The organism is Streptomyces sp. CAI-85 (assembly GCF_013363615.1).
GTDB classification, from domain to species: domain Bacteria; phylum Actinomycetota; class Actinomycetes; order Streptomycetales; family Streptomycetaceae; genus Streptomyces; species Streptomyces antibioticus_B.
Map to the genome: position 1 here is coordinate 1 of NZ_JAANNX010000035.1, position 13,017 is coordinate 13,017.

Genomic DNA, 13,017 nt, shown 5'->3' on the forward strand with positions numbered 1-13,017 from the left:
CTAGCACGCCGCCCTCTCAAGGCGGTAGCGCCGGTTCGAATCCGGTCGGGGGTACCCAGTCCGACAGGGCCTCCACTTCGGTGGGGGCCCTTCGGCGTTCCCCCACCGCGTCGACCCCGGCTCACTCGAAGCCGTACCGCCGCGCCGACTCCTCCTCCTGCGCCAGCCGGTGCAGCGCCTGGAGCATCGGCGAGATCAGGATCGCCCCGAGGACGGCCGTCTCGACCCGCTCCGCCTCCGACTCCCGCGACTCCACGAAATCCAGGTCGAGTACGGCCGCCCGGTGCATCAACTCGGCGTACGGCGCGAGCAGTTCGGCGTCCCAGTCGTAGCCGAGCCGGCGCAGCGCGGCCACCGCCACCACCAGCGAACGGTAGGCGGGCGAGATGCTGGTCAGCAGACGGGCGTTGGTCCAGCCCAGCGCGGTCAGCAGATCGTCGGCCTCGGTCCGCGCGGCCGTGACGTGCTCGTCCTCCGCGTCCGGTTCCGGGAGCCGGGGCAGCGCCCACAGGGCCGCGCCGAGCCGGATCGTCCGGCCCAGGGAGTCGTCGTCGACGTGCCCCAGCACCTCGCGGACCGTCGCCACCGGGATCCGGCCCACCTGGATCATCGCCCGCACCAGCCGCAGCCGGCGCAGATGCTCCTCGTCGTACTCGGCGGTCGTCGCGTTCACCTGGTGCCCCGGCGGCAACAGGCCCTCGCGCAGGTAGTACTTGATCGTCGCCGTGGAGACCCCGCTGCGTTCGCTGAGTTCGGCCAGTCGCATCCCTTGCGCCCCTCCTTGGTGAGCGTCACTATCCAAGCATGTCCACCACACCGAGTCGTACCACCGCCGACGCCCGCGGGGACGTCGTGGTCCTGCTGATCGGCATGCGGGTCAACCATTTCCGGGCCGTGCACCAATGGCTGCCGGTGATGCTGGCGATGTTCCGCATGCTGGCCGAGCTGAAGAAGGACCCGGACCGCGGACTGCTGTCCCGGGTGCTGCTGACGGCCTCGCCGCGGACGTACTACGTCGTCCAGTACTGGGAGTCCAAGGAGAAGCTGTACGCCTACGCGGGCGCGCCCGACGCGTTCCACCACCGGGCGTGGGCGCGGCTCAACCGCCTGGAGAAGGGCGGGAAGATACGCGGGCACGTCGGCATCTGGCACGAGGCGTACATCGTCCCTGAGGGGTCCTACGAGGCCATCTACGGGGACATGCCGGCGTTCGGTCTCGCGGCCGCGCACGGGCAGATACCGCTGGAGCGGCGCGGACGGTACGCGAAGGACCGGTACGCGTACCGGTCGGGGGAGGAGACCAGGGAGCCCAAGGAGAGCAAGGAGCCCGAGTCCGTGCGGGAAGGGGCCTGAGGGGACCTGACGGGAGGGGCCTGCCGCGGCGTTGAGGCCGGCCCTTCTCCCGTGCGGGTCCCGTGCGGGTCAGCCCGTGCGGCGCAGGGCCTCGGACAGACGGGCGGCGGCGTCGATGACCGCCTGGGCGTGCATCCGGCCCGGGTGGCGCGTCAGGCGCTCGATGGGACCCGAGACGGACACGGCCGCCACCACCCGGTTCGACGGCCCGCGCACCGGCGCGGAGACCGACGCGACACCCGGCTCGCGCTCACCGATCGACTGGGCCCAGCCACGGCGCCGTACGCCCGACAGGGCGGTCGCGGTGAAGCGGGCGCCCTGGAGGCCGCGGTGCAGCCGCTCCGGCTCCTCCCAGGCCATCAGGATCTGCGCCGAGGAACCCGCCTTCATCGTGAGCGTGGAGCCGACCGGGACCGTGTCCCGCAGGCCGGACAGGCGCTCCGCCGCGGCCACGCAGATCCGCATGTCGCCCTGGCGGCGGTAGAGCTGCGCGCTCTCGCCCGTGATGTCCCGCAGATGCGTGAGGACCGGGCCCGCGGTCGCGAGCAGACGGTCCTCGCCGGCGGCCGCGGCCAGCTCGGCGAGGCGGGGTCCGAGGATGAAACGGCCCTGCATGTCGCGTGCCACCATGCGGTGGTGCTCCAGGGCCACGGCCAGTCGGTGGGCCGTTGGTCGTGCGAGTCCGGTGGCCGCGACCAGTCCCGCGAGGGTGGCCGGACCGGACTCCAGGGCGCTCAGGACAAGGGCCGCCTTGTCCAGAACGCCCACGCCGCTACTGTTGTCCATGAAACGATATTCCCGTCTCACTCTGTGAAACGCAAGTTCATTTTTCCGTGAGACGCGCAACCCTTGGACGCATGGCGGCCCGGAGACCGGCGGGCCAGGCGGCGGGGTGCCCGGGAACACCGAGGAGCACGCCCGAGGGAGTCGCCACCACAAGATCTCTAGTTGGGCCGGTGCGTCATTGCCGGCCGGAGGGAAAGCGATGGGTAGGACACTCGCGGAGAAGGTCTGGGACGACCACGTCGTCCGGCGCGCCGAGGGCGAGCCCGACCTTCTCTTCATCGATCTGCACCTCCTGCACGAGGTGACCAGCCCGCAGGCCTTCGACGGCCTGCGGCAGAACGGCCGCCCGGTGCGCCGTCTCGACCTCACCATCGCCACCGAGGACCACAACACCCCGACCCTCGACATCGACAAGCCCATCGCCGACCCGGTCTCCCGCGCCCAGCTCGAGACGCTGCGCAAGAACTGCGCCGAGTTCGGCGTCCGGCTGCACCCGCTGGGTGACGTCGAGCAGGGCGTCGTGCACGTCGTCGGCCCGCAGCTCGGTCTGACCCAGCCCGGTATGACCGTCGTCTGCGGCGACTCCCACACCTCCACGCACGGCGCCTTCGGCGGTCTGGCGTTCGGCATCGGCACCTCCCAGGTGGAGCACGTGCTGGCCACCCAGACGCTGCCCATGGCCCGCCCGAAGACCATGGCCATCACGGTCGACGGCGAACTGCCCGACGGCGTCACCGCCAAGGACCTGATCCTCGCGATCATCGCGCGGATCGGCACCGGCGGCGGCCAGGGCTACGTCCTGGAGTACCGCGGCTCCGCCATCGAGAAGCTCTCGATGGAGGCCCGCATGACCATCTGCAACATGTCGATCGAGGCCGGCGCCCGCGCGGGCATGATCGCCCCCGACGAGACCACCTTCGAATACCTCAAGGGCCGCCCGCACGCGCCCGAGGGCGAGGACTGGGACGCCGCAGTGGCGTACTGGAAGACGCTGAAGACCGACGACGACGCCGAGTTCGACGCCGAGGTCGTCATCAAGGCCGAGGAACTCTCGCCGTTCGTCACCTGGGGCACCAACCCCGGTCAGGGCGCGCCGCTTTCGAGCGCGGTCCCCGACCCGGCTTCGTACGAAGACGCCTCGGAGCGCCTCGCCGCCGAAAAGGCCCTGGAATACATGGGGTTGGAGGCCGGCCAGCCGCTGAAGTCCATCAACGTGGACACCGTCTTCGTAGGTTCGTGCACCAACGGCCGTATCGAGGACCTGCGCGCCGCCGCCGAGCTGATCAAGGGCCGCAAAGTCGCCGACGGCGTACGGATGCTGGTCGTCCCCGGTTCCGCGCGGGTCGGTCTCCAGGCCGTCTCCGAGGGCCTGGACATCGTCTTCAAGGAGGCCGGCGCCGAATGGCGGCACGCGGGCTGCTCGATGTGTCTGGGCATGAACCCCGACCAGCTCGCCCCCGGTGAGCGCTCCGCGTCCACCTCCAACCGCAACTTCGAGGGCCGGCAGGGCAAGGGCGGCCGTACGCACCTGGTGTCGCCGCAGGTCGCGGCCGCCACGGCGGTCCTGGGCCACCTCGCGTCCCCCGCCGACCTGTCCGCCGACACCCCCGCGCCCGCTGGAGTCTGAACAGTCATGGAAGCATTCACCACGCACACCGGCCGGGCCGTCCCGCTGCGCCGCTCCAACGTCGACACCGACCAGATCATCCCTGCTCACTGGCTCAAGAAGGTCACGCGGGACGGGTTCGAGGACGGGCTGTTCGAGGCGTGGCGCAAAGACCCGGAGTTCATCCTCAACCGCCCCGAGCGGCAGGGCGCCACCGTGCTGGTCGCCGGCCCCGACTTCGGTACCGGTTCCTCCCGTGAGCACGCGGTCTGGGCGCTCCAGAACTACGGCTTCAAGACGGTCATCTCGTCCCGCTTCGCCGACATCTTCCGCGGCAACTCGCTGAAGAACGGCCTGCTCACCGTGGTGATCGAGCAGAAGATCGTGGACGCGCTGTGGGAGCTGACCGAGCGCGACCCGCAGGCCGAGATCACCGTCGACCTCGAAGCGCGCGAGGTGCGGGCCGAGGGCGTCACCGCCTCCTTCGAGCTGGACGAGAACTCCCGCTGGCGGCTGCTGAACGGGCTCGACGACATCTCCATCACCCTCCAGAACGAGGCGGACATCGCCGCCTACGAGGCCAAGCGCCCGTCGTACAAGCCGAGGACGCTCCAGAGCTGACCGTCCACCCGGCCGGTCTACTTTCGGCCACCGAAAGACCCCCTCCGTACCCCCGATCGAGCCGATCGGGGGTACGGGCGTGTCCGGCCTCGAAATGCTGCCGAACTCTTCGCGCTATCTCCCAACTTCCCACGTTAGAAGGGTGGTTGCCGGGGTACGCGGCCTGTGCGCAGATGCCGTGAAGGGGTGTTCGCGGCGCTTCGGGAGGTTTCAGTTGCCCCCTGGGCGGGCGACAACTCGCCCTAGATGGCACAATCTGTGCATGGAACACGACGGCCAACTCGAGCTCTATACGGCGGTCGCGAACCAGCTCAAGGAAGCGCACACAACCGTGCGCGCACTGCAAGTCCCGGAGGGCGTACGGATGGCGCTGACCCGGAAGCTGCTGGTCATTACGGCCGCGGCCAAGCACGATCTCGCCGACGCGACAAGGCGACTGGAGCGGTTCATGGCGGACCTGGAGGAGGGCCGCCTGCCCGAAGAGGAGCGTTGATCGCCTCCGGGGCAGCCGAGTTCGTTGCGGCACAAGGGTGATTAGCCCGTTTCGTGTTTGATTTGCGGTATATATCTGCCTAACGTGCGAAAAAGCTTGAACACTTTCGTTCTGGCGAGGTCTCCGAAGGGGAAGACGTGAACAAGGCGCAGCTCGTAGAAGCGATTGCCGACAAGCTGGGCGGTCGCCAGCAGGCCGCCGACGCGGTGGACGCGGTCCTGGACGCCATCGTCCGCGCGACCGTCGCGGGGGACCGGGTCTCGGTCACCGGTTTCGGTTCGTTCGAGAAGGTCGACCGGCCGGCCCGCTACGCTCGCAACCCCCAGACGGGCGAGCGGGTTCGGGTCAAGAAGACCTCCGTGCCGCGCTTCCGCGCGGGCCAGGGCTTCAAGGACCTGGTGAGCGGCTCGAAGAAGCTTCCGCGCGGCGGCGAGGTCGCCGTGAAGAAGGCCCCCAAGGGCAGCCTCACCGGCGGCGCCTCCGCGACGGTCAAGAAGGCCGCCGCGAAGAAGGCCACCACCGCCAAGACCGCCGCCGCGAAGAAGACCACGGCGAAGAAGGCCACCACCGCGAAGACGGCCGCCGCCAAGAAGACGACGGCGAAGAAGACCACCGCGAAGAAGACCTCCGCCGCGGCGAAGAAGACCACCACCGCCAAGACGGCCGCCGCGAAGAAGACGGCGGCCAAGAAGGCCCCGGCGAAGAAGGCGACCGCCAAGAAGGCCCCCGCCAAGAAATCGACCGCCCGCAAGACCACCGCCAAGAAGGCCACCGCCCGCTGAGCACACCGCCCGCCGGGCAACCCGCCCACGGGCCGCACACGCACGGGCACTCACGCGCCGGGCCGGACTCCCTCTCGGAGTCCGGCCCGCGGCGTGTGTGCGTACGTCCGCCGGGGTGTTGAGGCCCCCGGCAGGGTGTTCAGAAGGTGTGCAGGGTGACCAGCACGGCCCGCCGGGATCCGCCCTCGCCCTCGGTCTCGATCCGCACCCGCTGGCCCGGCCGCAACAGCCGCAGCCCGCCCGCGTCGAAGGCCGGCGCGTCGAAGGGCACCGGGGTGCCGTCGTCGAGGAGCACCTGTCCGCTGCGGCTCTCGGGGTCGTAGGTGTACGCGGTGGCCTGCATGGCCGCAGCCTACTGCCCGATCCCCAGCAGTCGCGCGGCCGCGGCGGCCGTCCGGGGACCCACCCCCAGCGCCAGAGCCGCCCGCAGATCGTCCCCGGTGTCCACGTCCTGCCGTACGGAATCCACGGCGGTCAGCCGGAGTTCGGTGGCGCCCGAGGCGCGGTGCCGGACACGGGAATCCGTCCCGAATACGGGAAGCAATTCACGGCCGGCCGCCACCGCGAGAAGAGTCGTACCGATTGCGGCCGCGTCCGGGAGAAATGCGCGCGGGAATTCCGCGGCCGCGTCGAGCACCCGGGCCAATTCCGGCGGACGCAGGGCCGGCAGATCGGCGTTGAGCGCCGCCAGCGGCGTCTCGGGGCGTACCGCGCGGGCGTGGGCCGCCGCGTGCGTCAGAGCGGCGTTCAGGCCCGCCCGCGGCTCGTCGGGGACCACCCGGGCCCCCAGCGCCGCCAGCGCGCTCCCGGCCGGTACGTCGTCGGTGACGACCACCACATCCCGTACGGCCGCGCAGGCCAGCGCCGCGGCGACGGTGTCCTCGGCGAAGGCGAGGGCGAGCCCCGGACGCAGTGCGTCCCCGGCGGTGTCCGCGAGCCTGCTCTTGGCGAGCGCCAAGGGCTTCAGGGGTATGACCAAGGTCCACTGCACCGGCGTACCGCCCCTCTCTTCTCGCGGACATTGTCACCCGGCCCGTCCGCCGGCCGGGCGGGCGGGCGTACGGTGTTCTCGACATACCGGCGGTCCGGGGTGACACTTGTGCGGCTCACAGGCTCCGGAGAGAAGTACCGGCCGGAGAGAAGTCCAAGAAGGAAGGTGTCCGCGTGCCCCGCCGCAGAATCGGCTTCTGGTACCGCTTCGCCGCGGTCCTCTGCAAACCCTGGCTGGTGGTTCTGATCAAGCGGGACTGGCGCGGAATGGAGAACATTCCGGCCGACGGCGGTTTTATCACCGCGGTGAACCACAATTCGCACGTCGATCCCTTCGCGTACGCGCACTATCAGTACAACACCGGACGCGTGCCGCGATTCCTCGCGAAGAGCGGGCTGTTCAGGAAGGGGTTCGTGGGCGCCGCGATGCGCGGCACCGGACAGATCCCCGTCTACCGCGAGTCCACCGACGCGCTCAGCGCGTTCCGGGCCGCGATCGACGCCGTGGAGCGCGGCGAGTGCGTCGCGTTCTACCCCGAGGGCACCATCACCCGCGACCCCGACGGCTGGCCCATGACCGCCAAGACCGGTGCCGCGCGGGTCGCCCTCCAGACCAAGTGCCCGGTGATCCCGGTCGCCCAGTGGGGCGCCAACGAACTGCTGCCGCCGTACAGCACCAGGCCGCATCTCTTCCCGCGCAAGACCCACCGGGTGCTCGCCGGACCGCCGGTGGACCTCTCGCGGTTCTACGGACGGGAGATGACCGCCGAGGTCCTCAAGGAGGCCACCGAGGTCATCATGGCGGCCATCACCCGCCAGCTCGAGGAGATCCGCGGCGAGAAGGCCCCCGCGACGCCCTACGACCCGCGCCAGGAGCGGATCGAGCAGCGCCGCCGCACCAAGGCGCAGACCGGTCACGAGGGGGAGAGCGGCACGTGAGCACACCCGTCAAGGCGGCCGTCTTCGGCACCGGGTCGTGGGGGACCGCCTTCGGCGCCGTCCTCGCCGACGCGGGCTGCGAGGTCACGCTGTGGGCGCGCCGCGCCGAACTGGCCGACGCGGTCAACTCCACCCGCACCAACCCGGACTACCTGCCCGGCGTCGAACTCCCCGAGAACCTCAGGGCCACCGCCGATCCCGCCGAGGCCGCCCGCGGCGCCGACTTCACGGTCCTCGCGATCCCGTCGCAGACCCTGCGCGCCAACCTCGCCGAGTGGACCCCGCTGCTCGCCCCGGACACCGTCCTCGTCTCGCTGATGAAGGGCGTCGAACTCGGTACGACCATGCGGATGAGCGAGGTGATCGAGGACGTGGCCAAGGTCGGCCGGGACCGCGTCGCCGTGGTCACCGGACCCAACCTGGCGCGCGAGATCGCCTCCCGGATGCCGGCCGCCGCCGTGGTCGCCTGCACCGACGAGGCCGTCGCCCAGAAGCTCCAGGCGGCCTGCCACACGCCGTACTTCCGCCCGTACACCAACACCGACGTGGTCGGCTGCGAACTCGGCGGCGCGGTCAAGAACGTGATCGGTCTGGCCGTCGGCATCGCCGACGGCATGGGGCTCGGCGACAACGCCAAGGGCTCGCTGATCACGCGCGGTCTCGCCGAGACCACCCGGCTCGGGCTCGCGATGGGCGCCGACCCGCTCACCTTCTCCGGACTCGCGGGCCTCGGCGACCTGGTGGCGACCTGCTCCTCGCCGCTCTCCCGCAACCACACCTTCGGCACCAACCTCGGCAAGGGCATGACCCTCCAGGAGACCATCGCGGTCACCCGGCAGACCGCCGAGGGCGTCAAGTCCTGCGAGTCCGTGGCGGATCTGGCCCGCCGGCACGGAGTCGAGATGCCGATCACCGAGACGGTCGTGGACATCGTCCACGAGGGCAAGCCGCCCGTGGTCGCGCTCAAGGAGCTGATGTCGCGCAGCGCGAAGCCCGAGCGACGCTGAGCGACCCCGCAAGGGCCCCGTGCGGCCGCCCCGGGGACGCCACGCGCGAGCTGCGGATCCGACGCTGTGTCGGGGCTCTACCACCGGGTACTCTCAAGCCGATATGAGCACCGAGAACCTCCCCCAGAGCCCCGAGCAGCGCTCGCGCAAGCCGCGCGTGGCCGTCGTGTCCGGCGGCCGCAGCTCCGAACACGGGATCTCCGTGGTCACCGGCGGCGCCGTCCTGAAGGCCATCGACCGGACCAAGTACGAGGTCCTGCCGATCGGTATCACCCGGGACGGACGCTGGGCCCTCATCGCCGACGAGCCGGAGCGGATGGCGATCTCCGACCGCCGCACCCCCGACATCGCGGAGCTGGCCGAGTCGTCCGAGGGCGGTGTGGTGCTCCCCCTCGACCCCGCGGACCGCGAAGTGGTCTACAGCGAGCCGGGATCGGTGCCCAAGGCGCTCGGCGAGGTCGACGTCGTCTTCCCCGTCCTGCACGGCCCCTACGGCGAGGACGGCACCCTCCAGGGCCTGCTGGAGCTGTCCGGTGTCCCGTACGTCGGCTCGGGCGTGCTCGCCTCGGCCGTCGGCCAGGACAAGGAGTACATGAAGCGGGTGTTCACCTCCTTCGGGCTCAAGGTCGGCCCGTACGTGGTGATCCGGCCGCGCGAGTGGGAGCGCGACGAGTCCGCCGCCCGCAAGAAGATCGTCGACTTCGCGGGCGAGCACGGCTGGCCGCTCTTCGTGAAGCCCGCGCGCGCGGGTTCGTCCATCGGCATCACCAAGGTCGACGGCCTCGCCGGCCTGGACGAGGCGATCGCCGAGGCCCAGCGCCACGACCCCAAGATCCTGGTCGAGGCGGCGCTGCGGGGCCGCGAGATCGAGTGCGGCGTCCTGGAGTTCGAGGACGGCCCGCGCGCCTCCGTCCCGGCCGAGATCCCGCCGCCGGACGCGCACGCGTACTACGACTTCGAGGCCAAGTACATCGACTCCACCCCGGGTCTGGTGCCGGCCCCGCTGACCCCCGAGGAGACGGCCGAGGTCCAGCGGCTCGCGGTGGACGCCTTCGAGGCGGCCTCCTGCGAGGGCCTGGTCCGCGCGGACTTCTTCCTCACCGAGGACGGCGACTTCGTCATCAACGAGATCAACACCATGCCGGGCTTCACGCCGATCTCGATGTACCCGGCGATGTGGCAGGCGAGCGGCGTCGGGTACGAGGAGCTGGTGGACCGGCTCATCCAGGCCGCCCTGCGCCGCTCCACCGGGCTGCGCTGACCGGCCGGACGACGACGTGAAGCCCGCCCCGCGGAACCTGCGGGGCGGGCTTCATAGTTCGATGAGGGGACTCTGCGGGGGACGGGGACTTCACGGGGGAGGGGACTTCTCAGTCCGCGATCCCTTCCGGGACCGTCCTCTTGACGGCCGGCGCCAGGTCGACCAGGGGTGCGAGGCCGTGGCCGGTCCGTCCCGACGGGATCGTCACCTCGACGTACGCCGTCCGCAGGGTCGTGGTGAAGCGGAACGAGTCGTCCGACCGCTCCTCCAACAGCCAGCCCACACCGTCCACCTCGACGCCGTCGGCCTCTGTATCGCTCATCTTCTCGGGTCGTTCGACACCGCAGCGCAGTATGATCGCCGGGTTCCCCCAGCCCGCGGTCAGCGCGGAGGCGGGCTCGGGATCCCGGCGGTCCAGACCGTCCACCTTCGACGGCAGCGCCCCGTCCAGGTTCTCGCACACCGTCGCGGTCTTCGCCGCGGGGGCGGGGACCCGCGCGGAGGCGGTGTCGTCCGCCGACGAGCAGCCCGCGGCGGCGCACAGCAGGACGAGGGCGGACAGGCCACTGAGCCGGTGACGGAAAAGATTCACCGGCCAAGGGTAGACGGGGGCTACAGATGCACGACCGGGCAGGTAAGGGTACGGGTGATCCCGTCCACCTGCTGGACCTTGGCGACCACCAGCCTGCCGAGGTCGTCCACCGTGTCGGCCTGGGCGCGCACGATCACGTCGTACGGTCCTGTGACGTCCTCGGCCTGGACCACGCCAGGGATCTTGCTGATCTCCTCGGCGACGGTCGACGCTTTGCCGACCTCCGTCTGGATCAGGATGTACGCCTGTACCACGGAACCTCCAGGGCGGCCACGAGGATCATGTGGGGAAAAGGAACGCCACGGTATCGCGTCGTCGCGCGCCGCGGGGAGACCTGCGGGGGGCCGTACACGCGCGCCGTAGTGCGGGCTCATCAGAGGTTGACGGTCACATCGACCGTATCGAGGACACTGGTCCTGCGCGACCGGGCACGGACAGGGACAGAAGGGGCGAAAGGGCAATGAAGGGGACCGTCGGTGAGCTAGGGGAGTTCGGGCTCATCAGGGAGCTCACCTCCCGTCTCACCACCACCTCGGCGGTCCGGGTCGGCCCCGGCGACGACGCCGCGGTGGTCGCCGCACCCGATCGCCGGGTCGTGGCCAGCACCGACATCCTGCTGGAGGGCCGGCACTTCCGCCGCGACTGGTCCACGGCCTACGACGTCGGCCGCAAGGCCGCCGCCCAGAACCTCGCCGACATCGCCGCCATGGGCGCCGTGCCCACCGCGCTGCTGCTCGGTCTCGTGGTGCCCGCCGAACTGCCGGTCACCTGGCCGAGCGAGCTGATGGACGGCCTGCGCGACGAGTGCCAGGTCGCCGGGGCCTCGGTGGTCGGCGGCGATGTGGTCCGCGGCGACACGATCATGGTGTCGATCACCGCGCTCGGCGATCTGCGCGGCCATGAGCCGGTCACCCGGGCCGGCGCCCAGCCCGGCGACCTGGTCGCGGTGACCGGCTGGCTCGGCTGGTCCGCCGCCGGGTACGCGGTCCTCTCCCGCGGCTTCCGCTCGCCCCGCGCCTTCGTCGAGGCGCACCGCCGCCCCGAACCGCCGTACCACGCGGGCCCGGCGGCCGCCGGGCTCGGCGCGACCGCGATGTGCGACGTCAGCGACGGACTGATCGCCGACCTCGGGCACATCGCCGAGGCCAGCAAGGTCCGGATCGACATCCGCTCCGGCGCCATCGACGTGCCCAGCCAGATGAACGACATCGGGCAGGCCGTCGGCGTCGACCCCGTCCAGTGGGTGCTCACCGGTGGCGAGGACCACGCGATCGTGGCGACCTTCCCGCCCGATGTGAAGCTGCCCGCGCGCTGGAAGGTGATCGGCGAGGTCCTCAACCCGTCCGCGCTGCCCCAGGTGACGGTCGACGGGGCGCCCTGGACCCGGCAGGGCGGCTGGGACCACTTCGGCGACATAGAGGGGGCCTGACCCCGTGAAGCCCCGGGTCCTGACGGTGGCCGGCTCCGACTCCGGGGGCGGCGCCGGCATCCAGGCCGACCTGAAGACGATGCTCGCGCTCGGCACCCACGGGATGAGCGTCGTCACCGCGGTCACCGCGCAGAACTCCCTCGGGGTGCAGGGCGCCTGGGAACTGCCCGTGGAGGCGGTACGGGCCCAGTACCGCAGCGTGGTGGACGACATCGGCGTCCAGGCCGTGAAGACCGGCATGCTCGCCTCCGCCGAACTGGTCGAGGCGGTCGCGGACTTGATCGCCGGGACGGACGCGCCGGCCGTGGTGGACCCGGTGGGCGTCTCCAAGCACGGCGACGCGCTGCTGGCCGCCTCGGCGCTCGACTCCGTGCGCACCAGGCTGCTTCCGGCGGCGACCGTGGCCACGCCCAACCTGGACGAGGTGGCGCAACTCACCGGCGTCCACGTCGCGTCGCGGGACGATCTGCGGCGGGCGGCCGGGGCGGTCCTGGAGTTCGGGCCGCGGTGGGCGCTGATCAAGGGCGGCCATCTCGCCGGTGACGCCGTGGACCTGCTCACGGACGGCACCGAGGAGCACTGGCTGAGCGCGCCGCGTCTGGACAACCGGCACACGCACGGCACGGGCTGCACCCTCGCCTCCGCGATCGCCGCCCATCTCGCGCGCGGGGAGTCGGTGCCGGCGGCGGTGACGGCGGCCAAGGCGTACGTCACCGGGGCGATCGCGGCCGGGTTCTCGCTGGGCGGCGGGATCGGGCCCGTGGACCACGCGTGGGAGCTGCGGCGGGGGACGGCCTGAGCGTATGACCGGACTTTCGGAGCACAGCAAAAAGCCGGCCCACCCGAGGTGGACCGGCTAGATGCGGCGAACCGACATGGCCGCGCGCTCAGCGGAGCGTCAGCGCGAGACCTTGCCGGCCTTGATGCACGAGGTGCAGGCGTTCACGCGCTTCGGCGTCCCGCTCACCACGGTACGCACACGCTGGATGTTCGGGTTCCAGCGACGGGACGTACGGCGGTGCGAGTGCGAGATGTTGTTGCCGAAGCCCGGCCCCTTGCCGCAGACGTCGCAGTTGGCAGCCACGGGTCACTCCAAAGACTTCAGATGCACTTACGGATGATCCCGACAAGCCGGGATCAGGATCGTAGGATCTGAGT

The 13,017-nt window shown here is 71.1% G+C and carries 17 protein-coding genes; 10 read left to right on the plus strand and 7 right to left on the minus strand.

The features are described 5' to 3' along the window. Nucleotides 1-121: 121 nt before the first annotated feature. Nucleotides 122-766, minus strand: coding sequence for a MerR family transcriptional regulator (locus tag G6W55_RS27015; protein WP_175523414.1), 645 nt, complete (start codon nucleotides 764-766; stop codon nucleotides 122-124). 38 nt (nucleotides 767-804) lie between these two features. Here G6W55_RS27015 and G6W55_RS27020 point away from each other — a divergent pair, with 38 nt between their 5' ends. Continuing rightward, nucleotides 805-1,353 carry a DUF4188 domain-containing protein gene (locus G6W55_RS27020; protein ID WP_175523415.1) on the plus strand — a complete coding sequence of 183 codons (549 nt, stop codon included), beginning with the start codon at nucleotides 805-807 and terminating at the stop codon, nucleotides 1,351-1,353. 69 nt (nucleotides 1,354-1,422) lie between these two features. Here G6W55_RS27020 and ndgR read toward each other — a convergent pair whose 3' ends face one another. After that, nucleotides 1,423-2,139: an IclR family transcriptional regulator NdgR gene (gene ndgR, locus G6W55_RS27025; RefSeq protein ID WP_007384919.1), complete on the minus strand. Its 717-nt coding sequence runs from the start codon at nucleotides 2,137-2,139 to the stop codon at nucleotides 1,423-1,425. 199 nt (nucleotides 2,140-2,338) lie between these two features. Here ndgR and leuC point away from each other — a divergent pair, with 199 nt between their 5' ends. From leuC to G6W55_RS27045, 4 genes are all read left to right on the plus strand, one after another. Further along, on the plus strand, nucleotides 2,339-3,766 hold the full coding sequence (gene leuC / locus G6W55_RS27030) for a 3-isopropylmalate dehydratase large subunit (protein ID WP_175523416.1): 1,428 nt from the start codon (nucleotides 2,339-2,341) through the stop codon (nucleotides 3,764-3,766). 6 nt (nucleotides 3,767-3,772) lie between these two features. Beyond that, the gene (gene leuD / locus G6W55_RS27035) at nucleotides 3,773-4,366 is read left to right on the plus strand and encodes a 3-isopropylmalate dehydratase small subunit (protein ID WP_085213586.1); all 594 of its coding nucleotides are present in this window, start codon (nucleotides 3,773-3,775) and stop codon (nucleotides 4,364-4,366) included. Between the two features lie 262 nt (nucleotides 4,367-4,628). Continuing rightward, complete coding sequence (locus G6W55_RS27040; protein ID WP_085213587.1) at nucleotides 4,629-4,859, plus strand: hypothetical protein; 231 nt, start codon at nucleotides 4,629-4,631, stop codon at nucleotides 4,857-4,859. 137 nt (nucleotides 4,860-4,996) lie between these two features. Beyond that, a complete protein-coding gene (locus G6W55_RS27045) occupies nucleotides 4,997-5,641 on the plus strand; it encodes an HU family DNA-binding protein (protein WP_085213589.1) in 645 nt (214 codons plus the stop codon). Nucleotides 5,642-5,780: 139 nt separating this feature from the next. Here G6W55_RS27045 and G6W55_RS27050 read toward each other — a convergent pair whose 3' ends face one another. Both G6W55_RS27050 and cofC read right to left on the minus strand, forming a co-directional pair. Then, entirely contained in the window at nucleotides 5,781-5,984 is a 204-nt protein-coding gene (locus tag G6W55_RS27050; protein WP_175523417.1) for a hypothetical protein, read from the minus strand. A gap of 9 nt (nucleotides 5,985-5,993) precedes the next feature. After that, nucleotides 5,994-6,632 (minus strand): 2-phospho-L-lactate guanylyltransferase, encoded by a 639-nt coding sequence (gene cofC, locus G6W55_RS27055; protein WP_175523418.1) that lies wholly within the window; start codon nucleotides 6,630-6,632, stop codon nucleotides 5,994-5,996. Nucleotides 6,633-6,805: 173 nt separating this feature from the next. Here cofC and G6W55_RS27060 point away from each other — a divergent pair, with 173 nt between their 5' ends. From G6W55_RS27060 to G6W55_RS27070, 3 genes are all read left to right on the plus strand, one after another. Next, nucleotides 6,806-7,570, plus strand: a complete 765-nt coding sequence (locus G6W55_RS27060) for a 1-acyl-sn-glycerol-3-phosphate acyltransferase (protein WP_175523419.1) — start codon at nucleotides 6,806-6,808, stop codon at nucleotides 7,568-7,570. Next, nucleotides 7,567-8,577, plus strand: coding sequence for an NAD(P)H-dependent glycerol-3-phosphate dehydrogenase (locus G6W55_RS27065; RefSeq protein WP_030793833.1), 1,011 nt, complete (start codon nucleotides 7,567-7,569; stop codon nucleotides 8,575-8,577). The genes G6W55_RS27060 and G6W55_RS27065 overlap by 4 nt, the downstream gene beginning before the upstream one ends. Nucleotides 8,578-8,680: 103 nt before the next feature. After that, nucleotides 8,681-9,838, plus strand: coding sequence for a D-alanine--D-alanine ligase family protein (locus tag G6W55_RS27070; protein WP_030793836.1), 1,158 nt, complete (start codon nucleotides 8,681-8,683; stop codon nucleotides 9,836-9,838). A 109-nt stretch (nucleotides 9,839-9,947) separates the two neighbouring features. Here G6W55_RS27070 and G6W55_RS27075 read toward each other — a convergent pair whose 3' ends face one another. Next, nucleotides 9,948-10,430 carry a DUF3515 domain-containing protein gene (locus G6W55_RS27075; RefSeq protein WP_175523420.1) on the minus strand — a complete coding sequence of 161 codons (483 nt, stop codon included), beginning with the start codon at nucleotides 10,428-10,430 and terminating at the stop codon, nucleotides 9,948-9,950. 20 nt (nucleotides 10,431-10,450) lie between these two features. After that, entirely contained in the window at nucleotides 10,451-10,684 is a 234-nt protein-coding gene (locus G6W55_RS27080; protein ID WP_030793842.1) for an Lrp/AsnC family transcriptional regulator, read from the minus strand. Between the two features lie 206 nt (nucleotides 10,685-10,890). On the opposite strand from G6W55_RS27080, the gene G6W55_RS27085 reads away from it, so the two are divergent. Both G6W55_RS27085 and thiD read left to right on the plus strand, forming a co-directional pair. Next, the gene (locus G6W55_RS27085) at nucleotides 10,891-11,859 is read left to right on the plus strand and encodes a thiamine-phosphate kinase (RefSeq protein WP_030793845.1); all 969 of its coding nucleotides are present in this window, start codon (nucleotides 10,891-10,893) and stop codon (nucleotides 11,857-11,859) included. Nucleotides 11,860-11,863: 4 nt separating this feature from the next. Continuing rightward, complete coding sequence (thiD, locus tag G6W55_RS27090) at nucleotides 11,864-12,658, plus strand: bifunctional hydroxymethylpyrimidine kinase/phosphomethylpyrimidine kinase (protein WP_175523421.1); 795 nt, start codon at nucleotides 11,864-11,866, stop codon at nucleotides 12,656-12,658. Nucleotides 12,659-12,757: 99 nt separating this feature from the next. Here the strand turns inward: thiD and rpmB are convergent, their stop codons facing one another. Next, nucleotides 12,758-12,943: a 50S ribosomal protein L28 gene (rpmB, locus tag G6W55_RS27095; protein WP_003973430.1), complete on the minus strand. Its 186-nt coding sequence runs from the start codon at nucleotides 12,941-12,943 to the stop codon at nucleotides 12,758-12,760. Nucleotides 12,944-13,017: the final 74 nt, after the last annotated feature.

What these genes read in the sequence shown, in the direction of transcription:
- G6W55_RS27015 (WP_175523414.1), bottom strand. Translation starts at nt 766, where the DNA reads ATGCGACTGGCCGAACTCAGCGAACGCAGCGGGGTCTCCACGGCGACG.
- leuD (WP_085213586.1), top strand. Translation starts at nt 3,773, where the DNA reads ATGGAAGCATTCACCACGCACACCGGCCGGGCCGTCCCGCTGCGCCGC.
- G6W55_RS27020 (WP_175523415.1), top strand. Translation starts at nt 805, where the DNA reads ATGTCCACCACACCGAGTCGTACCACCGCCGACGCCCGCGGGGACGTC.
- leuC (WP_175523416.1), top strand. Translation starts at nt 2,339, where the DNA reads ATGGGTAGGACACTCGCGGAGAAGGTCTGGGACGACCACGTCGTCCGG.
- ndgR (WP_007384919.1), bottom strand. Translation starts at nt 2,139, where the DNA reads ATGGACAACAGTAGCGGCGTGGGCGTTCTGGACAAGGCGGCCCTTGTC.
- G6W55_RS27085 (WP_030793845.1), top strand. Translation starts at nt 10,891, where the DNA reads ATGAAGGGGACCGTCGGTGAGCTAGGGGAGTTCGGGCTCATCAGGGAG.
- G6W55_RS27070 (WP_030793836.1), top strand. Translation starts at nt 8,681, where the DNA reads ATGAGCACCGAGAACCTCCCCCAGAGCCCCGAGCAGCGCTCGCGCAAG.
- G6W55_RS27050 (WP_175523417.1), bottom strand. Translation starts at nt 5,984, where the DNA reads ATGCAGGCCACCGCGTACACCTACGACCCCGAGAGCCGCAGCGGACAG.
- G6W55_RS27040 (WP_085213587.1), top strand. Translation starts at nt 4,629, where the DNA reads ATGGAACACGACGGCCAACTCGAGCTCTATACGGCGGTCGCGAACCAG.